Source organism: Actinomadura nitritigenes (assembly GCF_017573545.1).
In the GTDB taxonomy this organism is placed as follows: Bacteria; Actinomycetota; Actinomycetes; order Streptosporangiales; family Streptosporangiaceae; genus Spirillospora; species Spirillospora nitritigenes.
Genome location: NZ_JAGEOK010000007.1, coordinates 272557 through 293139, shown reverse-complemented (window position 1 = coordinate 293139; position 20583 = coordinate 272557). Strand labels below are relative to the sequence as shown.

Here is a 20583-nt window from a genome sequence, read left to right as displayed (position 1 = left end):
GAGCGTTATGTCCATGCAGAAGGGCGCCAACACCGCGGTGCCGGTCTCCGCGGTGCGCGTCGAGGTCGGTTGGCAGGGCGGCCCGGGGGTGCCGGACGCCGACGCGTCCGCGCTGCTGCTGACCGAGTCCGGCCGGGTGCGCTCGGACGGCGACTTCGTCTTCTACAACCAGCCGGCGCACGCGTCCGGCGCGGTGCGGTACGAGGGGAAGCGGCCCGGGGCCGTCGTCGTGGACGCCTTGACGGCCGACCTCGACCGGGTCGAGCCGGGCGTGGAGAAGATCGTGATCGCGGCGTCCGCCGACGGGGGGACGTTCGGCCAGTTCCAGGGGCTGTACGTGCGGGTCGTGGACGCGTCGGGCGGCGCCGAGATCGCGCGCTTCGACAGTCAGGGCGCCACGAGCGAGACCGCGTTCGTGCTCGGCGAGCTGTACCGGCGCCAGGGCGCGTGGAAGTTCCGCGCGGTCGGGCAGGGATACGACACCGGGCTCGCGGGCCTGGCCACCGACTTCGGGATCAGCGTCGACGACCCCGGCCAAGGGGCCGCCCCGCCGCCTCCTCAGGCGTCCGCTCCGCCGCAGGCCCCGCCGCCTCCGCAGGCACCTCCCGCCCCGCAGGCGCCACCGGAGCAGTACGCGCCGCCCGGCGGCCAGTACATGCCGCCTCCGCCCGGCCAGTACGCACCGCCGCCTCCCGGACCAGGCCAGTACGCCCCGCCTCCAGCGCCCGGCCAGTACGCGCCGCCGCCCCCCGGCGGCCAGTACATGCCGCCGCCACCCGGGCAGTACGCGCCTCCGCCCGGCCCTGGATACGCGCCTCCCCAGGGGCCGCCTCCGCAGGGACCGCCTCCCCAGGCGCCGCCTCCGCAGGCGCCCGCGCCGGAGGGCGGGAAGATCTCCCTGACCAAGAACAAGCCGACGGTGTCGCTCACCAAGCACGGCGCCACCTCCGGCAACATGCGGGTCAACCTCAACTGGACCGCGCGCGAGGGCGTCGCCAAGGGACGGCTCGGGAAGCGCCGCCGCGGCGTCGACCTGGACCTCGACCTGTGCTGCCTCTGGGAACTGCAGAGCGGCCGCAGGGGGATCATCCACGCGCTCGGCGACATGGGCGCGCTGGACCGCCCGCCGTTCATCAAGCTCGACGCCGACGACCGCACCGGCGCGATAGAGACCGGCGAGAACCTCACCATCAACCTGGACCACACCGCCGACTTCAAGCGGATCCTGGTGTTCGCCGAGATCTACGACGGCGCGGACGACTTCCGCGGCCTGGACGCGATCGCCACACTGTTCCCGGTGAACGCGCCGCCGATCGAGATGCGCATGGACGACTGCGTGGACGGCTCCCGCGACGCCGTGCTCGCGCTCATCGAGAACATCGGCGGGGAACTGGTCGTGCGGCGCGAGGGCCGGTTCGTGCCGCCGCCGCCGGGCCGTCCCCGCTGGGGCAAGATGTCGGTCGACGAGGCCTACGGCTGGAACCTGGAATGGGTGGCCGCACGCGGCAAGGACTGAAGCCCGGCAGCGGCGCGGCGAGGGCCGCGCCGCTCGCGGTCCGCCGGTGAACCGCCGGGGCCGGCCTGCGGCCGTTGGCGGTTCGCGGTGGTCACACGTGTCAGGTCTTGAGGGCGTCGGCGAGCTTCTTGTCGCGGGCGACCCGTACCAGCGCGGCGCTCAGCCGCGCCAGGTCCTTCTCCGGGACCTTGGAGGCGAGCTTGCCGGCGTCGGTGGGCAGCCCCACCCGCTCCGCGCCCTTCTTGACCTGCGAGTCGACATAGGGGCGCAGCCAGGGCCACATCGCCTGGGCCTCCCGGCAGAAGATGTCGACTCCCGTGGGCCCGATGCCGGGGAACTCCCGGAGCAGCTCGGCGGCCTTGTGCGGATCGCGTCCCGCCTCTATGGCGAGCTTGCGCAGGTCCCCCTTGTACTTGTCCTGGACTATCTCCGCCATGTTCCCGAGCCGCGTCGCGGTGCTCTCGTCATAGCGGACGTAGTGGCCGCGCCCCAGCGCGTCCACGCGTTCCTGCCAGGTCAGTTTCGCCATGCCGCGCGGCGTCCCGCCGCCCGCCTCGAACAGCTCCCGCGCGGCCGCGAGCGCGATGTCCGACGAGATGCGGGCGCTCAGCAGGTTCGCCATGACGAGCAGCTTGAACAGCGCCGCGGGCTGGTCCTTCAGCGGGATCCCGGCCTCCTCCGCGAACGTCTCGCCGGACTCGCGCAGCAGCTTCTTGATGACGGCGTCCATGGCTTGCACCTCCCGTAGACCGACGCGTACCCGGGCTGAGGGGGATGACTCATGCGCCCGCGGAAGCGCCCTCACAGGAGGCTGAGCTGCCCCTCCCCGGCCAGCGGGTCGCGGTGCTTCTTCAGGTGCCGCCACCGGGGCAGGTCGTCGAGGTAGGACCAGGAGAGCCGGTGGTGCGGGGTGGGCCCGGACTCCTCCAGGGCCCGCTGGTGGACGGGCGAGGGGTATCCGGCGCTGTCGGCGAACCCGTAGCCCGGGTGCTCGTGCTCCAGGTCCGCCATCAGGCCGTCCCGGTGGACCTTCGCCAGGACGGACGCCGCCGCGACCGTCACCGACCGCTGGTCCGCCTTGATCTCGCAGCGCACGCGCCAGGGGCGGCGCAGGAAGTCGTGCTTGCCGTCCAGGATCACCACGTCCGGCGGGTGCGGCAGCGCCTCCAGGGCGCGGACGGCGGCGCGCCGCAGCGCCTCGGTCATGCCGACCTCGTCGATCTCCTCCGGTGCGGACGCGCCGATGGCGTGCCCGGCGAGCCACCCCGGCAGCACCTCGGCGAACGACGCGCGGTGCGCGGCCGTGAGCAGCTTGGAGTCGGTCAGCGCGACGGTCCGGTCACCGCGCCCGCGCAGCACCGGCGGCGCGGTGAGGTCGGTCATCGCGGCGCACACCACGACGGGGCCCGCCCAGGCGCCGCGGCCGACCTCGTCCACGCCCGCGATCCTGACCGGTCGGTCGCCGCCGGCGAGCGCGTCCCGCAGCTCCCGCTCGATCTCGTAGCCCGCGGCGCGCGAGGCGTCCCCGTGCGCCGGGGGAGCGGGATCGAGGCCGGGCAGCGCGTCGGCCGTGCCGGTGGAAGGGGCGTCCTCAGGGACGTGTTCGGTGGTCACAGCCAGCCATTGTGGCGGGCCGTCCCCACCGCCTCGATGCGATTGCGCGCACCCGTCTTGCCGATCGCCGAGGACAGGTAGTTGCGGACGGTGCTCTCCGACAGGTGCAGGCGCCCGGCGATGTCGGCGATGGTCGCGCCGTCGGACGCGGCGGTCAGCACGTCCCGCTCCCGCTCGGTCAGCGGGTTCGGCCCGACCGACAGCGCGGCGGTCGCCAGGGCGGGGTCGACGACCTGCTCCCCGGCCAGGACGCGCCGCAGCGCGGCGACGAGGTCCTCGATCGGGCCGTCCTTCACCAGGAAGCCGCTCGCGCCCGCCTCCATCGCCCGCCGCAGGTAGCCGGGACGGCCGAACGTGGTGACGATGAGGACCTTGCAGCCCGGCAGTTCGCGGCGCAGGTCGGCCGCCACGTCGAGACCGCTGCGGCCCGGCATCTCGATGTCGAGCACCGCCACGTCCGGGCGCGTCCGCAGGGCCTCCTCGAGCACCCGCGCGCCGTCGCCGACCTGTGCGACGACCTCCAGGTCCTCTTCGAGTCCCAGCAGCAGCGCGAGCGCGCCGCGCATCATGCCCTGGTCCTCGGCGAGCAGAACTTTGATCACGGGCTTCCTCCCGGCCTCATTCTCCACCGGCGCCGCGGCCCGCCGTCCGGCTTGCGGGGCGGCCCCTGATCCGCTGGTCCGCATCGGCGGTGTCCCTCAGATCGGCACGGTCGCCGTCAGCAGGAACCCGCCGCCGGGCGCCGCTCCCGTGCGGAGGGTGCCGCCGGCGGCCTCCATCCGTTCCGCCAGGCCCCGCAGGCCGTGCCCGCCGGGGCCCAGCGAGAGCGCCGGGGCCTCCGGGCGGGACCGCGGGCCGTCACCGCCGTCATGGCCGGTGGTCGCGTGCGCGGCGCCGACCGCTTCGGCTGCGGCGTGCCGGCCAGGGCCGGCTCCGTCGTCGCTGATCTCCACGGTCGCATTGCCGCCGTCATTGCGGATCGTGATGGCGCAGCTCCGGGCGCCGCTGTGCCGGATCACGTTCGTGACGCCCTCCCGCACCGCCCAGCCGAGCAGCGCGTCCGGTTCCGGCGGCAGCGGCGGCCCGGCCCGGCGGACGGCGGCGTCCACGCCGGAGTCAGCCAGCGCGGTGACCGCCGCGTCGAGCTCCTCGGCGAGGCCGCGGCCGCGGTAGCCGGAGACCGCCTGGCGCACCTCGCCGAGGGCCTGCCGCCCGACCTTCTCGATGTCGGCGGCCTGCTCGGCGGCCACCGCGGGATCGCGCTCGGCGACCAGCCGGACGGCCTGCGCCTTCACGACCATGACCGACAGCGTGTGGCCGAGCAGGTCGTGCAGGTCCCTGGAGAAGCGCAGCCGTTCCTGCTCGACGGCCGCTTCCGCCAGTTCCTCGCGCGCCGCGCGGAGCATGCCGATGACGGTGAACAGGCGCAGCACGACCGCCGTCACCAGCGCGGCGGTGACCACGCCGTACCAGCTGCCGAGGATGGTCTGCGCGTCCTCCCCGGCGGCCGCGGAGACGAGGATGCACAGCGCCGAGACGCCTCCGATGCCGATGAGCATCGGCAGTTCGGGGCCCTTCGTCTGGCGCGGCATGTGCCCGACGACGATGCCGGTGGCCAGCCCCAGCAGCGGCCACATCGTGAACCACCGGTGATGGAAGCCGGCGGTGGCGGCGGACGCCAGACCCGCCTCCACGAGCAGCAGGCCCACCGGCACCTTGATCGGCACCCGCCCGTCGAACGCGGTGCGGGCCACGGCGACGTGCACGGCCGCGAACGCGAGCAGCGCGAGGACGGCCAGCCACACGGGGTGCGACCGGCCCTCGACGATGTCGCGCAGCGGCCACAGCAGGATGATCAGCCAGAAGACGAACGCGCCGCCCTCGGGGCCGTTGCGGTCCAGCTTGTCCAGGTCCAGGTCGGGCGTCCGCCGGGGCGGGGCGTCCTTCCAGAGCCTCACCCGGTGCTCTCCTCGCTCACGCGCAAACGGTACGCGGGTGGGGACGCTCACGCCGAACGCGCCGAGCGCCTGTAGCCGTACACGGCGACCGCGGCGAACAGGACCGCCCATCCGGCGAGCACCAGTACCCCCGTAAGGGACGGGGCGGCGCCGTCGGTCACGCGCCAGGACAGCTCCCCATAGCGGTTGATGGGAGTGGCGGTGGCGAGGCGCTCCAACCAGCCGGGGAACGTCGAGATGGGGACCCACAGGCCGCCGAGCAGGGACAGGCCCATGTAGCAGACGAGCCCCGCCATCTGCGCCTGCTGGCCCGTGAGCAGATAGCCGAGGCCGATGGCGAGCACGGCGATCGGCGCGATGCCCGCCCACAGCAGCATCAGTACGGCGGCCCACTGCCCGGCGCCGAGCGACACCCCGTTGACCAGGGCTCCGGCCAGGCACACCGACAGGATCGGCGGGAGGGTGACGACCATGGCGCACAGCGTCCGGCCGACGACGACGTCCAGCGGCCGTAGCGGCAGGAGGCGGAGCTGCCGGATCCAGCCGATCGGCTTGTCCTCGGCTATGGCGACGCCACTGCCCATGACCGCGCCGATGGCGCCGAAGCCGGCCATGCCCACCATCGAGTACACAGCACCGCCCTTCCCGGACTCACCGGTCAGGTCCAGCGAGGTGAACACCAGGTACATGGTCAGCGGCGAGATCAGGCTCATCACCAGGTAGCCGGGATCGCGCAGGAGACGCACCATCTCCAGCCGGACATAGTGCACGATCACCGTGAGCCTCCTTCGGCGCGCGCGCCGTGTGCATGGGTCAGGGTGAGGAACGCCTCCTCCAGCCTGGCGCCCGTCACCTCCAGGTTCCGGACGAGGCCGGCCTCGGCGAGCGCCAGGACGGTCGCGTCGGAGTCGGTGGTGTGGAGCCTGGCCCGGCCGCCGCCGACCTCGCTGCTGAGGACGCCCGGCAGGACGTCCAGGGACGGTGCGCGGCCCGGCAGGTCGAAGCTGACCGTGCGGCCCGGCACGCGCCGCTTGATGCCCTCGCTCGTGCCGTCGGCGACGACCCGTCCGCGGTCCATGACGACGATGCGGTCCGCATGGTCGTCGACCTCCTCCAGGTAGTGCGTGGAGAACAGCACCGTGCCGCCCCCGTCCGCGTACCCCCGGATGGCCGCCCACAGTTCCCGCCGTGCCTCGATGTCGAGACCTGTGGTGGGCTCATCCAGCACGACGAGGTCGGGCGCGCCCGCCATCGCGATCGCGAACCTCACCCGCTGCGCCTGCCCGCCCGACAACCGGTCGGCCTTCCGCCCGGCCAGTTCCGTGATCCGCGCCGTCTCCATCAACTCGCTCAGGGCGGGCACTGCGGCGGCGCGCCCGACCGCCCTGGCCTTCCTGGCATAGGCGAGCCGGACGAAACCGAGCAGTTCCCGCACGGTGACCCCGCCGATCAGCCTGCCGCTCTGCGGCATCGCTCCGACGCGGCCGGCCCGCACGGCCTGCTCAGGGGTCGTGCCCAGGAGCGCGACCGTCCCGGAGTCCGGTTGCAGCAGGCCGAGGAGCATGCCGATGGCGGTCGACTTGCCGGCGCCGTTCGGCCCGAGGAGCGCCACGGACGTCGCCCGGTCGATCCGCAGGTCGAGGCCGTCCACCGCCCGCACGGTCCCGTAGCTCCTGGTGACGCCGGCGAACACCACCGCGCTCGCCGCTTCCGTCGTCTGGACTGTCATGTCCGTGACGCTACGGACCGCGCCATGGCCGGCCGCAGAGCCGAACCTCTGGTTCTTCGCAGGACAAATGTCCTGGTCTCGCGGCGGCGCGAACAGGACCTCCGACCGGGCGGCCTCCGCCGGAGTCAATGAACGCGGCGCGGGGAGTCCCGTTCGAGCCTGTCCTGCGCTTTACTCGCTTATTGATGGCTTTGTTTGGCAGGTCCCGCTCCCGCCCGGCGAAGGACGCCGCGGCGCGGGATCTCTTCGAGCGCCTGCGGTGGCGCTACTTCCAGATCCCTGCGGGGCTGCGCTTCCTCGGCGGGGTCCTGCTGGTCGCGCTCGTGCTGTCGGCCGTGGTCGTCGCGGGCGGGCCGGTCCTCGGCACGGCGGCGTTCGCGGTCATCCTCCTCATCGTCGTCCACCTGACGCTCCGCTCGCCCACCGGGATGGCGGTGGTCGCGGTCGTCGCGTCATGGCTGGCGCTGTCGGTGCCGCTGGGCCGGCTGTACCCGGACGGCGGGCACCCGCCCTACCTGGTCCCGGAACTGCTGCTCGCGCTGCTGGCCCTGCCGGTGGCGTTCATGGCCTTCCGCCTGCGCGGCTACGCGCCCTGGCGGACGGCGCTTCTCGCGCTCGGCGCGGCGGGGGTGGCGACCGCGGCGAGCGCGCATCCGCTTCCGCAGGCGAGCGTCCTGCCGGGATGGGCCGCGGCCTTCGCGGTGCTCGCCTACCGCTGGGACCAGGCGCGGCGGGCGGTTCCGGCCGAGGCGTACGAGACCGGCTGGGTGCAGGAACAGGCAACCCCGAAGGGGGACGCGACGGTGGGATCTCGGCGGAACCCCTCCGGCCCGGAGAAGCGCGACCGGCCCGACCGGCGTGATACCGGCGGGTCCGCACGCCCCTCATCCGGCGCCTCGCGCGACGACGCGGCCGGTTCGTCCTCCGGAGCCCCGGCGGCCATGCAAGCGGCCCAGCGGCCGCGTGCGGCGGCTCAGGCGGCCGAAGCCGCCGGTGCCGGGGAGGCCGCGGCGACCGGTGGCGCCGGCGGGACAGACGAACCGGGCATCTCCGTCGCGGACGCCCTCGCCGAGCTCGAGGCCATGATCGGGCTGGAGCCGGTCAAGCGGCAGGTGCGCTCCATCGCCGCGTCCATCGAGGCCGCGCACATGCGCGCCGCCGCCGGCGTCCCCACGGAGAAGCCCATGCGGCACTTCGTGTTCGTGGGGCCGCCCGGCACCGGCAAGACCACCGTCGCGCGCGTCCTCGCGAAGATCTTCTACGCGTTCGGGCTGCTGCCCCGGCAGACGGTGGTGGAGGCCCACCGCGCCGACCTCGTCGGGGAGTTCCTCGGCGCCACCGCCATCAAGACCAACCGGCTCATCGACTCCGCCCTGGGCGGGCTGCTCTTCATCGACGAGGCGTACGCGCTCGTCAACTCCGCCGAGGGACAGCCCGACCGGTTCGGCGACGAGGCCGTGCAGGCTCTCCTCAAGCGGGCCGAGGACGACCGCGACAACCTGGTGATAATCCTCGCTGGATACGACGCGCAGATGGAGGAGTTCCTCGGCTCCAACCCCGGTCTCGCGTCCCGCTTCGGCACCCGCGTGCACTTCCCGTCGTACCGGCCCGCCGAACTCCTCCGGATCGCCGAGTACCACACGGGCCTCCGCGAGGACCGGCTCTCGCCCGGCGCACGCGACCGGCTGGCCGCCCGGTTCGAGGAGGTCGAGCGCCGCGGCATCGTCGACGAACTGGGGAACGGACGGTTCGTCCGCACGCTCACCGAGGCGGCGGCGCGCGCGCGTGACGTACGGGTCGTCGACGCCGTCGCGTCGTCCGGCGAACCGGCCGCGCCGAGCGCGGACGACCTCGTCACCCTGCTCGAAGAGGACGTCGAGACGGCCTTCGCCGAGGTGACCGAGCGGTACCGCGGCTACGCCGAGACGCCGACGCTGGACGAGGCGCTCGGCTCGCTGGACGCGATGATCGGGCTCGAACCGGTGAAGCGGCAGGTCCGGGAGATCGCCGCACAGCTGCAAGTGGCGCGGATGCGCCGCGAGCAGGGGCTCGTCGCCCGGCCGCCGACGCGGCACTTCGTGTTCACCGGCCCGCCGGGGACGGGCAAGACGACGGTCGCGCGGGTCCTCGGCCGGATCTTCGCGGCGTTCGGGCTGCTCGTGCGGCCGGAGGTGGTCGAGGCGCAGCGGGCCGACCTCGTGGGCGAGCACCTCGGCGCGACCGCCCTGAAGACGAACAAGGTCGTCGACTCGGCGCTCGGCGGCGTGCTGTTCGTCGACGAGGCGTACGCGCTGACCAACCCGGGCTACTCGGGCGGTGACGCGTTCGGCGCCGAGGCGGTGCAGGTCCTGCTGAAGCGCGCCGAGGACGACAGGGACCGCCTCGTGGTCGTCCTCGCCGGATACGAGGCCGACATGGACCGCTTCCTCGCATCCAACCCGGGGCTTGCGTCGCGCTTCGACGTCCGCGTGGAGTTCCCCTCCTACGGTCCCGACGAGCTGCTGCGCATAGCCCAGCTCATAGCCGAGCAGGGCGGCGACCAGTGGGAGGAGCGCGCCCTCGACGACCTCGCGCTGGTCTTCCAGCACGTCTGCGGGACGGGCCGCATCGACGAGCTCGGCAACGGGCGTTTCGCGCGGTCCCTGTACGAGAAGGCGTGCGCGTGCCGGGCGCTGCGGGCGGCCGGGCTCGGATCCGCAGCGACCGCCGCCGACCTGACCCTGCTGACGGCCGACGACGTGCGCGACGCTTTCGCCGACCTCAGCCACCGCCTGGCCTGAGCCGCTCCGGGCGATGATGTCGGTGGGCCGGTGTCTAATCGGGTGATGACCTCGGTTACGTGGGCGCAGGTGCTGGCCTGGCGGATGCGGCGGCAGTTCATCGATGTTCCCGGCGACGTCTCCACCGTCGACATCGCGCGGCGCCTGGCGGGCGTGCAGGCGCAGGTCCCCTCCGCCGCCGAGCTCGCCGTGGCGGTCCGTCAGGCGACGCTCAGGCGCGGTGAGGTGGCGAGCGCGGTCCTGGACGACAGGACGCTCGTCAAGACGTGGGCCATGCGCGGCACGCTGCACCTGCTTCCGGCGGACGAGGTCGCCGCCTACCTCGTGCTGTGCGCGGCCGTCCGCAACTGGGAGAAGGCCACCTGGCAACGGAACTTCGGCGCGACCCCCGCCGATCTGGAGGCGATCGCCGGAGCCGCCGCCGAAGCGCTCGCGGGCGGGGGCGCGCTCACGCGCGAGGAGCTGACCACCGCGGTGGTGGAGGAGACGGGCTCGCGGCACCTCGCGGAGGTGCTGGGCTCCGGGTGGGGCACGCTCCTCAAGCCGCTGGCCTGGTGGGGCGTCCTCTGTTACGGGCCGCCGCAGGGAACGCGGGTCACGTTCACGGCACCGGAGCATTGGCTGCCCGCCTGGAAGGGGCTGCCAATGCTCCGGGACGAGGCGGCCCGTACTGTCGTCCACTCCTACCTCGGTGCGCACGGCCCCGCCACACCTGAGATGTTCGACAACTGGCTCATGCGCAAGGGCAACCGGAAGAAGGACGTGAAGGGCTGGTTCGACGCCGCAGCGGACGGGCTTTCCACGATCGAGGTCGAGGGCGTGCCCATGCGCGTGCTGGAGGAGCACCGCGACGAACTGGTGGACACCGCACCGGCCACGTCGGTACGGCTCCTGGGCGCGTTCGACCAGTACGTCCTGGGCGCGGGAACCAGCGCCCTCTACCTGATCCCGGCGGAGCGGCGCGCCGAGGTGAGCCGTACGGGCGGCTGGATCTCGCCGGTCGTCCTGCACGAGGGACGCGTCGCCGGAGTGTGGGAGGCCAAGGACGGGAACCCGGCCGTGACGGCGTTCGAAGACCTCCCGGCCGGGCCTCTCGAAGCCGAGCGAGACCGCCTGGGGCGGCTCCTGGCCTGACCTCCGGCGGCATGCCGGCCGCGCGGAACGCGGGACACCCCGGCGTGACGCGGCCACCGGCCGCCCGCATAAGGTGCCTTCCGTGGACGAGCGGGACCAGCCGGTCGAATACCGGCAGAAGCGTTACCAGCCGCCGGAAGGCGCGACCGAGCTGCTGCTGATCCGGCACGGCGCCTCCGCACCGGCCCGCCCGGACGCGCCGTTCCCGCTGGTGGACGGTCAGGGCGATCCCGAGCTGGCGCCGGAGGGCCGCGAGCAGGCCGACCGGGTCGCCGAGCGGCTCGCGTCGACCCGGCTGGACGCCCTCTACGTGACTCCGCTGCGCAGGACCGCGCAGACCGCGGCGCCGCTGGCGCGCAAGCTCGGCATCGAGCCGCGCGTCGAGCCCGCCCTGCGCGAGGTGCATCTCGGCGAGTGGGAGGGCGGCCTGTTCCGCAAGATGGTCGCCGAGAACGACCCGATCGCCCAGCGCATGGTCGCGGAGGAGCGCTGGGACGTCATCCCCGGCGCGGAGTCCGACGAGGCGTTCGCCGCCCGCGTGCGGGAGGGCCTCGGCCGGGTCGCCGCCGCTCATCCCGGCGGGCGCGTGGCGGTGTTCACCCATGGCGGCGTCATCGGGCAGGCGCTCGCGGCCGCCACCGGGTCCCGGCCGTTCGCGTTCCTCACCCCCGACAACGGGTCGATCTCCGTGCTGGTGTGGAGGGACGGCCTGTCGTCGATCCGCGGGTTCAACGACGTTTCGCATCTGGACTGGTCCGCGCCCGCGCCGCTGTCCTGACCGGAAGCGCCCGTCCTGACCGGGGCGGCCGTCCTGAGGGGCGGCGTCAGGCCCGGAACCGGACGCGCTGCCCCGGACGCAGCTGCGCCGCGTACGGCACCGACGCCGCGGCGAGCACCGCGACGACCGGGTAGCCGCCGGTCGTCGGATGGTCGGCCAGGAAGATAATGGGCAGGCCGCTGGGCGGCACCTGGACCGAGCCGGTGGCCATGCCCTCGCTGCCCAGTTCCCCGCCGCGCGACCGCGCCAGCGGCGGCCCGTCGAGCCGGACGCCCACCCGGTTGCTGTCCGGTGACACCTGGTAAGGCGCCGACGTCAGCGTCGCGATCGCGTCCTCGGTGAACCAGTCGGCGCGCGGGCCGGGCAGGACGCGCAGGACCGGCGTCTCCGGCATGCGCGGGGCCGGAGCCACGTCGACGGTGATGGCGTCCAGGTTCGCCCCCGGCCCTACAGGAAGCCGGGCGCCGGGCGGCAGCGGCGCGGGCCCGAGACCGGACAGCAGGTCGGTCGACCTGCTGCCGAGCACGCTGTCGACCGTTATGCCGCCGCGCACGGCGAGGTAACTGCGCAGGCCGTGCGCGGGCGTGCCCAGTTCCAGTACGCCTCCCCGCCGTACATGGCACGGCGCGTTCGTCCCGTGCGCGCGGCCGTCGATGCCCACCGGCAAGGGTGCGCCCGTGACGGCGACCCAGGCGCCCTCGTGGAAGCGCACGGAGCCGCCGCCGAAGGTGAACTCCACGCACGCCGCGCCCTCCGGGTTGCCGACGAGCCGGTTCGCGAGGCGCAGGGCGCGCTCGTCGGCCGCGCCCGAACGCGGCACGCCGAGGTGGGCGAGGCCGGGCCTGCCGAGATCCTGGACGGTCGCCAGCGGGCCGGGCCGGACGACCTCGATCAAGAAGGCTCCTCCGGGACGAACCGGACGCGCGTCCCCGGCCGCAGCAGGGACGGCGGTTCGCGCGTCACGTCCCACAACGGCAGCCCGCTCCTGCCGAGGAGCCGCCAGCCGCCCGGCGACCGGGACGGGTAGACGGCCGCGTACCGTCCCGCGATCGCCACCGATCCCGCCGGGACCGCGGTGCGCGGCGACGCCCGGCGCGCCACGTGCAGCGCCGGGTCCAGGCCCGTCAGGTAGCCGAAGCCGGGCGAGAAGCCCAGGTAGGCGACCGTGTACGCGCCGGACGCGTGCCTGCGGACGACCTCCTCGCGCGAGAGCCCGGTGAGGTGCGCCACCTCGTCGAGGTCCTCCCCGTCGTAGACGACGGGGATCTCGACCGGCTCTGCGTCGCCCTCCGCGTCGGCGGGCAGCGGCAGGTGCGGCAGGCGGGCCGCGAGGCGGTCGAGATCGGCGGACGGGTCGGCCACCACCAGGACGGTCTGCTCGCCGGGGACGACGTCCACGACACCGGGCCAGGACGCCTCGCGCAGCGCCGCGTTCAGCCGGTGGGCCGTCGCCAGGTCGCCGGTCTCCACGAGCAGGGCCGCGTCACCGGCCCGCAGGACCCTCACGCGAACGGCTCCAGCGCGACGCCCGCGCCGGACAGCGCGGACCGGACCGACTGCGCGAGCGCCACCGCGCCCGGTGTGTCACCGTGCACGCAGATGGAACGCGCCTTGAGCGAGACCTCGGTGCCGTCCACCGCGACGACCGTTCCCTCCACCGCCATCCGCACCGCCCTCTGCACGACGGCGTCCGCGTCGTGCACCACGGCGCCGGGCTCACGGCGCGACACCAGCCCGCCGGACGGCGTGTAGGCGCGATCGGCGAAGCATTCGGCCACCACCGTCAGCCCTTGGGCGACCTCGTGCACGGCCGACCCGGGAAGCGTCAGCAGCGGCAGCGTCGCGTCGTAGGCGCGCACCGCCTCCGCGACCGCAGCGGCCTGCACGGCATCGCGGGAGATGCGGTTGTACAGCGCGCCATGGGGCTTCACATAGCTCACACGGCCGCCCTCCGCGCGCGCGATGCCGTCCAGAGCGGCGATCTGGTAGAGGACCTCGGCGGTGAGCTCCGGCGGCGCCACGTCCATCTCGCGGCGGCCGAACCCCGCGAGGTCCCGGTAGGAGACCTGGGCTCCGATGGCCACGCCGCGCTCCGCCGCCGCGGCGCACACCCGCCGCATGATGAGCGGATCGCCGGCATGGAACCCGCACGCCACGTTCGCGCTCGTGATGACGTCGAGCAACGCGAGGTCGTCGCCCAGCTCCCAGATGCCGAACCCCTCGCCGAGATCGGCGTTGATGTCGATGACCGCCATGCCCAAGACCTACCACCGATCACCAGGCCTGCCAGGGCCGGGCCGACCTCAGACCGACTCCTCGCGCACGTCCTCGACCTCGTGCTTGGACGCCCACGCCTGGTAGACGCCGCGGTCGAACAGTTCCAGCCCGAGGCTCTCGGCCACCGGCGCCTTGCCGCCGGTGTACTCCACCCGCAGCCACCCCTGGTGCTCGCCGAGCACCACGAACGGTTCGCCGCGCCACGTGCAGTACGTGCTGACGTACCGGACGTCCTCGACCTCCGAGGCCGGCACCACCTGGACGAACCGGCCCGGGCCGATCTGCCGGAACCCGTCGGCGTGCTCGCCCATGTAGAGCCGCACCTCGTCGCCGTCCGGGCTGGCCTCGTACTCGGTGCCGCGCCAGCGCGCGAAGAAGCCGTGCCGGATCCTCATCCCCGCCCTCCCGGGAGCCTGACGAGCCAGCGGCGCAGGTCGGCGTCGTACGCCGCGACCAGCGACTCCCGCCCGGCCGCGTCGAGCCGGTACAGCTCGGCGCCGTGCGGCAGGCGCTGGCTCTCGATCTTGAACTCGGGGACGGCGGGGCCGTCGCCGGGCGCGTACCCCGAGCCGGGGAACGGCGCCTTCTCGATCACCCAGCCGCCCGGGATGATCCCCATGCTCCACTCGTCGATGCCGCCCAGCGGCCGCCGGAACAGCGACGGCTTCACCGCGGGCCACCGCACCACGAAGATCTCCTCGTCGCCGGGCGAGAACGGCGACCCCTCGTACACGAGGCCGAGGCCGCGGATCAGGGCGGCGGGCGTGTTCAGCTCCGCCACGTCCTGGAGCCGGTGCACGTACCCCGCGACGAGGTCGTAACCGCCCTCCAGGTAGTGCTGCACATGCTCGCGGCGGAGGACCTTCTGCATGACCACGGTCTCGGCCGCGGCGTCCATGGAGTCGGCGCTTTCCGGAGCCGCGTCGCCGTTCGGGACGGTCTCGCGTGGAACATCGCCCACCGACGGTGGCGCGTCCTGGGGCGTGGCGGTGGGACGCGTCGGTCCTGGTGGATCCAGCGGGACCTGGTTCGGCGTCGTCTCGCGCGGGGCCATGGGCTCTACGCGGTCGAACGCCGGGGCCTGCGGCGGCGGGCCTTGGACGAGGGGCTCCTCGCGCGTGCGCGCGGAGGCGGCAGGCGGCTGGAACCGGGACGCGGTCGGCGTCTCCCCGGGCGGAACGGCGGCGCCACGGGGACCGGAGGGCCGGGGGATGTCCCGCGCCGTGCGCTGCGGACCGGGGGACACGCCTTGCGGACCGAAGGGCGCGGGCTGCGGGGTGGTGAGGCGGGCCGCATGCGATCCGTGCGGGACGTTCGGCTCCTGCGAGGCGGCCGCGGGCGCAGGGGCCGTGTGCGGGGCGCCGTGCAGCGGTGGAACCGGAAGCCCCTGAGGATCGGCCGGCGTCTCCCGCGCGGCCGCAGCCGCGGGACGCGGCGCGGGCTCGGGCCGCGGGGCCGCCTCAGGACGTTCGCGCCGGCGGGGGAGCGGGGCAGGATCGGCGCCCGGCTGTGAGGGCGCCTGTGCGGCCGCGGGAGGGCTCTGGGGTGCAGTGGGCTCGGCGTGCGGGCGAGCGGGCGCCTGCGGCGTCCTGGCGGCGGTCCGGGAGGCTCCCGCGTCCGGTTGCCGGCGTCGCCGCGCCGCCGTCCGGGGCGCCCGCGTCGATCGTCCGGCCACCCGGACGTCGGACGGGTCCGGGGGCGCCGGGCGGGTGCGAGGTTCCTCCGGGACGGGCTCGAACAGGGCGTTCGCGTCCAGGTACGAGGCGCTGGGCAGCCCCGGGTCGATCGCGAGCTGCCAGTCCGGGTGCGGCCAGTTCCGGGACAGCTCCGACAGTGTCGCCTCACGGTGGTGGACGGCCTGCCCCTGCAGCGACCGGTCCATCGCCTCGGGCGAGGTGAACGCCAGGACGAACGTCCCGTCGCCGAACTGCGCCGTGGCGAACCGGTGCTCGGCGGTGGGGTCGCCGGCCGCGGGCAGGTACAGGGTGGCGCGCGCGAGCAGGCGCAGGTACGCCTGCTGGTCGCCGCGCTCGCGCGCCTCGGCGAGCGCGATCTCCAGGGCGGTGCCGGACGGGCGCTCCGCGCGGGGCGCGTCCTGCGCGGCGGGACGGCTCTCGGACTCTGGTACGGCCAGCGGGATGCCCAGGCCGGGAAGGGCCAGCGGCCCGCCCTCCGGCCCCGTCTTGCTCGCCTGGTAGACGAGCCTCAGCGGGGAGTCGATCCGGTAGACGTCGCGGAAGGCGCCGACCATCTGGCCCGCGAGCATCGCGGCGCACTCCAGCAGTTCGGCGGACGCGCGGCTGCCGCGCTCACGCCAGGTGTAGCGGTTCCACCAGTTCCGCCGCTCCTCGCCGTCGGGCGGCTCCCAACCGAGGGTGGTGAGGCGCCGCTCCTGACGGGGCGCGAGCGGACGGGGCAGGAACGCGCTGCCGACCGCCTCGGCGTCCAGCCCGCCTTCGATCCGCATGGCCTGCACGTACGGCAGTCCACTGGGCCCCTGCACGATGAGGAACGACCTGACGGGGAGCCGTGACAGCTCGAGGGTCAGCCGCTTGTCGAAGTCGTTCCAGTCCACTCGGGGGTCCACTCTCGCGTCCGGGGGTGGGATTGCCGTACTCGACGGTAGCCGAACCCTCCGTCACTCGGCCCGGGGAGCCGGTACGGCGTCGGCCCGCGCCGGGCTCCAGACGCCGCCGACGGCGTCGTAGACCGCGACGGGGAACTCATCGTGGTCTCCGGCGGAGCGCCACAGGCGGGTGCCGTGGGGCGGCTGCATCGGAATGCCTGAGGGCGGTTGCACCATGAGGGGTTGCGCCACGGGGGGCGGCGTCACGGGCTGCCCCCCGGCCGGCTGGACGTCGGGCTGCTGCACCTCGGGCTGCTGCTGCGTCGCGGACGGCTGCTGCGTCTCGTGCTGCACGTGGGGCCGCATGTCGGGCTGCGGCGTTCCGACCTGCTGCGTCTCAGGCTGCGGTGCTCCAGATGGCGTTGCCGGAGGCCGTGGCGCCAGAGGCCGCGGTGCCTCAGGCAGCACTGGTTCAGGCAGCACTGCTTCCGGCTGCACTGGTTCGGGCTGCACTGCCGCAGGTCGAACTGCTTCAGGTCGAACTGCTTCAGGCTGCGGTGCTTCATGTTGGGGTGCGCTGGGCTGGTGCGCGTCGGGTTGCGGCGTCGCGGGCTGCTGCGTTTCGGCGGGCCGGTGCGTTCCGGTGGTCTCGCCGTCGGCGGGCGTCCCGTCCGTGGGGGCGCCCAGGGGCGCGGCCACGGACGGCTCGGGCGCGTGCTCCGGGGCCGGGGTCTCCGGCTTGGCCCTGCCCAGGTCCGGTGTACCGGCTTCCAGCGCCGCCCTCAACTCCTCCGCCGTGTAGGGGTCGATCGCGGTACCGGAGTCGTCGTGGAAGTCGTCGGTTCCCGCCAGTCCGTTGACGCCGTGGATCCCGTTGAGGGAGGGCAGCCCGTTCTGCAGGGGCGAGCCGTTGGCGGCGGGCGATCCGTTGACGCCTTGGGACGGCCCCGGGACGCCGGGGAACCCGGGCATGCCCGACCCGTTGACCGCGGGGGGAGGGCCGCCCGCGACGGCGCCGGGCCCGGACAGCGCGCCGGGATCGACCGTTCCGTACGGGTTGGGGGCCTCCGGTGCGCCCGACGGCGTCTCCCGCTGGGCGGCCTCCAGGCGGCCGAGCGCGGACGCGTCGAGCAGGACCTCGCTCGGCAGGCCGGGGTTGACGGCGAGCTGCCAGGACGGGTCCGGCCAGCCGGCCGCCAGGAGGGCGAACGACGTGCGCCGGTAGAGCGGATGCTGGTCGCCCGTGCGGGCCAGCGCGCCGGGGGACGTGTACAGCGTGACGTAGGTGCCGGTGCCGATCGTGATGGTCGGCAGCTCGGCGCGGTCGGGATTCTCCACCGCGTGCGCCGTGGCGGGGAGCACCAGGTCGGCGCCCGCCAGCAGGGTGAAGTAGGTGGCGTGGTCGCCGCGCTCCTTGGCCTCGGCCAGGCGCGGTTCGAGGAGGTCGGCGTCGCTGCCGGGGACCCCGGGCGGAGGCAGCGGCATGGGCGGGCCGGCGGGCGGCGGGCCGGGCGCGGGGCGCGCGCTCTCCGGCGCGGGCTCCGGCGGGGGGATCGCGGCCGACGAGCGGCGCTTGCTGACGCGCGACGGGTCGGCGGTCTCGATGCCGAAGTCGAGCAGCTCGATCAGGCCGTTGCCGTGCCGGTGGAAGGACTCGTACACCAGGTCGGAGGGGCGCCGGACGCCCTGGACGTCGCGCAGCGCGGTGACCATCACGTCGGCCAGCCGCGAGTAGTCGCCGCCGGCGACCGACCGCATCCCGCCGGGCGTGCCGGCCTCGGGCAGCTCGGTCCACCAGTTGCGGGGCGCGGGGTCGGCGGGCGGGCGCCAGCCCGCCTCGCTCATGACCTCCTCGTCGGCCGGCGTGAGCAGCAGCGGGCCGTCGAGGAAGTTGTTGCTGACCGCCTCCGCGTAGAGCCGGTCGGGCTCGCGCATCGCCTGGACGTAGTGCCGGCTCTCGTCGCGTTCGCGCACGATGAGGATGGTGTCCCGGTCGAGACCCGCCAGTTCACGGCCCAGCCGGCGGGCGAACTCGGACCACTCCAACAAGATCACTCCCTACGACCGGGGGCGGCCCCGGGCCCCCGCGAGACCATGCCCGGGATCCGATGATTGTCGCCGGGGACGCCGCGCGCAAACCAGGAGTTCACTCGGGCGGAGGTTCGTGACGCAGCACACGCAGCGCCTCCCGGAGGGCGTCCGCGTCGTCGCCGCAGCGATCGAGGACGCCGATGAGTCTGTGCAGGATCTCGTGGCGTTCGTAGCCGATGTCGAGCAGTGCCTGCGCGGTCTCCCACAGCTGCGGCGGATCGCCCCGCCACAGCCGGTCGCTGAGCCTCTCGTGCGCGTCGAGGTGCTCCTCGTCCGCGCCCGGGTGCTCGAATTCGAGGATCACGCGCCGGTCGTCGGGGTCGGACGGGTCGAGCGTCGACAGGTCGACGGAGCCGTGCCGCCCGGAGCGCCGGTGGGTGCCGGACAGGAACGGCAGCGCGAACGCCCGCCGGGGGAGCGCCTCCAGCTCCCCGTCCGGGAGGAGGCGGGCGACGAGGTCCCGGTCGAGGCCGAAGGCGGACGGGTCGCGGTACGCCTCGGCGAACTTCGCCGTGGCGTCCCATACCGCGTCCAGCGTCGCCCTGACGCCCTCGTCGGGGAGGCCGGTGCGCTTGCCGGCCCATCGCACCCAGGCGGCCAGCACGTGCGGTACGGCCTCCTGTTCCGCGGGGGACAGGAGCACCTTGCGCGGCAGCCAGTCGAGCAGGAACATCTCGCATTTGATCGGGCTGACCCGCAGCGGCCGCCCGAAATCGTGCGTGCAGCCGTAGGCGATGATGCGGTCCACGCAGCGGCTGGCGGCCGACAGGTCCGAGAGCCCTTCCGCCTCGTCCGACGCGAGGAACCGCGCGGCGATCGTGGCGCGGCGGTCGCGCCCGTACACCGGCGGCTGCGGCAGGCGCCCTCCCGGCGGGAGGATCCCTATGCGCGCGCGCACGAAGGCGTGGTACGAGCCGAAGTTGTCGTTGATCGGCGGGTCGACCGTGTCGTTGGTGAGGGCGAGGGCGCTCTGCAGGAGCGCCTTGGTGTCGCGCGGGTCCAGTTGCTCGAACCGCATCAGGGCGTTGTCGCGGCCCTCGCGGCGGCAGTGGTCGAGGAGCTTGTCGACCTGGGACGACACCCACGCGTCCCGGACCATCCCGCAGGCCGGGGGGCGCGCGGCGCGCGGCGCCGGCGGCGCCGCCGAGGGGAACGGCGCGTCGGCGTACTGGACGGCCCCGGCCTTATTCCGGTCCACTAGGACGACCAGGGCGTGCCGTTCGGCTCCCCCGTAGGTGTACGTGCAGACGATGGAGTCCTGGTCGCCGTACACGTCGCGCGACACGAAGCACTCGTCCGGCGTGACCATGCCCACGCGGTCGGCCCATCCGGGACGGGCGACGCCCCGCTCCATCAACTCCAGCGCGGCGCGTTCGGCCTTGGCGGCCTGCCGCGGAGTGCCCAGGTAGGCCATCCCGGTGAGCAGCGCCAGCGCCGCCGGGGTCGCGGCGCGCGCCGCGTGGTCGACCAGCGCCTCGCCGATGACCACCTCGACGTCTCCGGCGGACACCCGGTGTCCCCACCAGGACCCCAGGATCTCGCTGACGATCAGCTCCGCGTCCAGCGGGCTGCGCACGGCCAGCAGCTCGCGGGCGTGCCGCAGCATCCCGTCGAAGATCTCGGAGACCTCGCCGGGCGGGGCCGTGCCGTCCCGCGCCGGATCCCCGGAGGAGGGGCGGCGGCTGCGAGGACTCACGCGCCTAGTTTCTCAGATCCCGCGGTGTCGCGTGTGCGTATGGCGCGGTACCGGCGGGAGGTTCGGGCGCGTGAGCGGGCGGAGTCGGGAACGGGGCCCGTGGGAGGCTGCTCAGCCGTCCACCCCGGTCCCCTGCGTCCGCCCTGAGGGCGGCTCGGATTTCAGCATGCCGACGAGGTGTTCGCGCGCCATGCGCTCCACGCGCGCGGGCGTCGGGTCGAGCCCCAGGTGGGCCATGCACGCCTGGACGTCGGCGACGCACTGGTGCACCGCGTCCGGGGAGAAGTGCGAGAACTCGTCGGTGAGGCGCCGCGTGAGCGCGTCGCGGGTCTCGCTCCGGTGATCGGCCAGTGCAGGCATCTGCGTACACCTCCGCGCACAGGGTTCCGGCGGGCGGGGACGCCGCCGGTCGAGACGAAGTGCGCGGCCCCGGTTTAGGGATGT

Annotated in this window: 18 protein-coding genes; 4 read left to right on the top strand and 14 right to left on the bottom strand. The window is 74.2% G+C overall.

The window, feature by feature from the left end; translation table 11 throughout:
- The first annotated feature begins 7 nt into the window (after positions 1–7).
- Positions 8–1516 carry a TerD family protein gene (locus J4557_RS49550; RefSeq protein WP_243775652.1) on the top strand — a complete coding sequence of 503 codons (1509 nt, stop codon included), beginning with the start codon at positions 8–10 and terminating at the stop codon, positions 1514–1516.
- A gap of 100 nt (positions 1517–1616) precedes the next feature.
- On the opposite strand, the gene J4557_RS13045 is transcribed toward J4557_RS49550, so the two are convergent.
- The 6 genes from J4557_RS13045 to J4557_RS13020 form a co-directional block, all read right to left on the bottom strand.
- Positions 1617–2246: an HhH-GDP family DNA glycosylase gene (locus J4557_RS13045; RefSeq protein WP_208266755.1), complete on the bottom strand. Its 630-nt coding sequence runs from the start codon at positions 2244–2246 to the stop codon at positions 1617–1619.
- 71 nt (positions 2247–2317) lie between these two features.
- Positions 2318–3076 carry a ribonuclease HII gene (rnhB, locus tag J4557_RS13040; RefSeq protein ID WP_208266845.1) on the bottom strand — a complete coding sequence of 253 codons (759 nt, stop codon included), beginning with the start codon at positions 3074–3076 and terminating at the stop codon, positions 2318–2320.
- 50 nt (positions 3077–3126) lie between these two features.
- Positions 3127–3732, bottom strand: a complete 606-nt coding sequence (locus J4557_RS13035) for a response regulator (RefSeq protein WP_190858039.1) — start codon at positions 3730–3732, stop codon at positions 3127–3129.
- Positions 3733–3828: 96 nt separating this feature from the next.
- Entirely contained in the window at positions 3829–5088 is a 1260-nt protein-coding gene (locus J4557_RS51640; RefSeq protein WP_208266754.1) for a sensor histidine kinase, read from the bottom strand.
- Positions 5089–5135: 47 nt separating this feature from the next.
- On the bottom strand, positions 5136–5864 hold the full coding sequence (locus tag J4557_RS13025) for an ABC transporter permease (protein ID WP_208266753.1): 729 nt from the start codon (positions 5862–5864) through the stop codon (positions 5136–5138).
- Positions 5861–6817 (bottom strand): ABC transporter ATP-binding protein, encoded by a 957-nt coding sequence (locus J4557_RS13020; protein WP_208266752.1) that lies wholly within the window; start codon positions 6815–6817, stop codon positions 5861–5863. The genes J4557_RS13025 and J4557_RS13020 overlap by 4 nt, the downstream gene beginning before the upstream one ends.
- Before the next feature lie 185 nt (positions 6818–7002).
- Here J4557_RS13020 and J4557_RS13015 point away from each other — a divergent pair, with 185 nt between their 5' ends.
- The 3 genes from J4557_RS13015 (at position 7003) to J4557_RS13005 (ending at position 11509) form a co-directional block, all read left to right on the top strand.
- Positions 7003–9597 carry an AAA family ATPase gene (locus J4557_RS13015; RefSeq protein WP_208266751.1) on the top strand — a complete coding sequence of 865 codons (2595 nt, stop codon included), beginning with the start codon at positions 7003–7005 and terminating at the stop codon, positions 9595–9597.
- Between the two features lie 45 nt (positions 9598–9642).
- Positions 9643–10731, top strand: a complete 1089-nt coding sequence (locus J4557_RS13010; protein WP_208266750.1) for a winged helix DNA-binding domain-containing protein — start codon at positions 9643–9645, stop codon at positions 10729–10731.
- 82 nt (positions 10732–10813) lie between these two features.
- Positions 10814–11509, top strand: coding sequence for a histidine phosphatase family protein (locus tag J4557_RS13005; protein ID WP_208266749.1), 696 nt, complete (start codon positions 10814–10816; stop codon positions 11507–11509).
- Positions 11510–11555: 46 nt separating this feature from the next.
- Here J4557_RS13005 and J4557_RS13000 read toward each other — a convergent pair whose 3' ends face one another.
- The 8 genes from J4557_RS13000 to J4557_RS12965 all read right to left on the bottom strand — a co-directional run bounded on the left by J4557_RS13000 (position 11556) and on the right by J4557_RS12965 (position 20499).
- Entirely contained in the window at positions 11556–12404 is an 849-nt protein-coding gene (locus J4557_RS13000; RefSeq protein WP_208266748.1) for a 5-oxoprolinase subunit C family protein, read from the bottom strand.
- Positions 12401–13015 carry a 5-oxoprolinase subunit PxpB gene (pxpB, locus tag J4557_RS12995; RefSeq protein WP_208266747.1) on the bottom strand — a complete coding sequence of 205 codons (615 nt, stop codon included), beginning with the start codon at positions 13013–13015 and terminating at the stop codon, positions 12401–12403. Before pxpB ends, J4557_RS13000 begins: the two co-directional genes overlap by 4 nt.
- On the bottom strand, positions 13012–13764 hold the full coding sequence (locus tag J4557_RS12990) for a LamB/YcsF family protein (RefSeq protein WP_208266746.1): 753 nt from the start codon (positions 13762–13764) through the stop codon (positions 13012–13014). The genes pxpB and J4557_RS12990 overlap by 4 nt, the downstream gene beginning before the upstream one ends.
- A 48-nt stretch (positions 13765–13812) precedes the next feature.
- On the bottom strand, positions 13813–14181 hold the full coding sequence (locus J4557_RS12985; RefSeq protein WP_208266745.1) for a UCP033725 family protein: 369 nt from the start codon (positions 14179–14181) through the stop codon (positions 13813–13815).
- Complete coding sequence (locus J4557_RS12980; protein ID WP_208266744.1) at positions 14178–16361, bottom strand: TY-Chap domain-containing protein; 2184 nt, start codon at positions 16359–16361, stop codon at positions 14178–14180. Before J4557_RS12980 ends, J4557_RS12985 begins: the two co-directional genes overlap by 4 nt.
- A 63-nt stretch (positions 16362–16424) precedes the next feature.
- Positions 16425–18401 carry a TY-Chap domain-containing protein gene (locus J4557_RS12975; RefSeq protein ID WP_208266743.1) on the bottom strand — a complete coding sequence of 659 codons (1977 nt, stop codon included), beginning with the start codon at positions 18399–18401 and terminating at the stop codon, positions 16425–16427.
- Between the two features lie 97 nt (positions 18402–18498).
- Positions 18499–20049, bottom strand: a complete 1551-nt coding sequence (locus tag J4557_RS12970; protein ID WP_208266844.1) for a hypothetical protein — start codon at positions 20047–20049, stop codon at positions 18499–18501.
- A gap of 201 nt (positions 20050–20250) precedes the next feature.
- Positions 20251–20499: a hypothetical protein gene (locus J4557_RS12965; RefSeq protein ID WP_208266742.1), complete on the bottom strand. Its 249-nt coding sequence runs from the start codon at positions 20497–20499 to the stop codon at positions 20251–20253.
- Positions 20500–20583 lie beyond the last annotated feature (84 nt).

Bases quoted from the DNA above. Each gene is read 5' to 3' on its own strand.
- J4557_RS13010 (WP_208266750.1), top strand. From the start codon at position 9,643: ATGACCTCGGTTACGTGGGCGCAGGTGCTGGCCTGGCGGATGCGGCGG.
- J4557_RS12990 (WP_208266746.1), bottom strand. From the start codon at position 13,764: ATGGCGGTCATCGACATCAACGCCGATCTCGGCGAGGGGTTCGGCATC.
- J4557_RS13015 (WP_208266751.1), top strand. From the start codon at position 7,003: ATGGCTTTGTTTGGCAGGTCCCGCTCCCGCCCGGCGAAGGACGCCGCG.
- J4557_RS49550 (WP_243775652.1), top strand. From the start codon at position 8: ATGTCCATGCAGAAGGGCGCCAACACCGCGGTGCCGGTCTCCGCGGTG.
- J4557_RS12985 (WP_208266745.1), bottom strand. From the start codon at position 14,181: ATGAGGATCCGGCACGGCTTCTTCGCGCGCTGGCGCGGCACCGAGTAC.
- J4557_RS12965 (WP_208266742.1), bottom strand. From the start codon at position 20,499: ATGCCTGCACTGGCCGATCACCGGAGCGAGACCCGCGACGCGCTCACG.
- J4557_RS13020 (WP_208266752.1), bottom strand. From the start codon at position 6,817: ATGACAGTCCAGACGACGGAAGCGGCGAGCGCGGTGGTGTTCGCCGGC.
- J4557_RS12970 (WP_208266844.1), bottom strand. From the start codon at position 20,049: ATGCTGCGGCACGCCCGCGAGCTGCTGGCCGTGCGCAGCCCGCTGGAC.
- J4557_RS13045 (WP_208266755.1), bottom strand. From the start codon at position 2,246: ATGGACGCCGTCATCAAGAAGCTGCTGCGCGAGTCCGGCGAGACGTTC.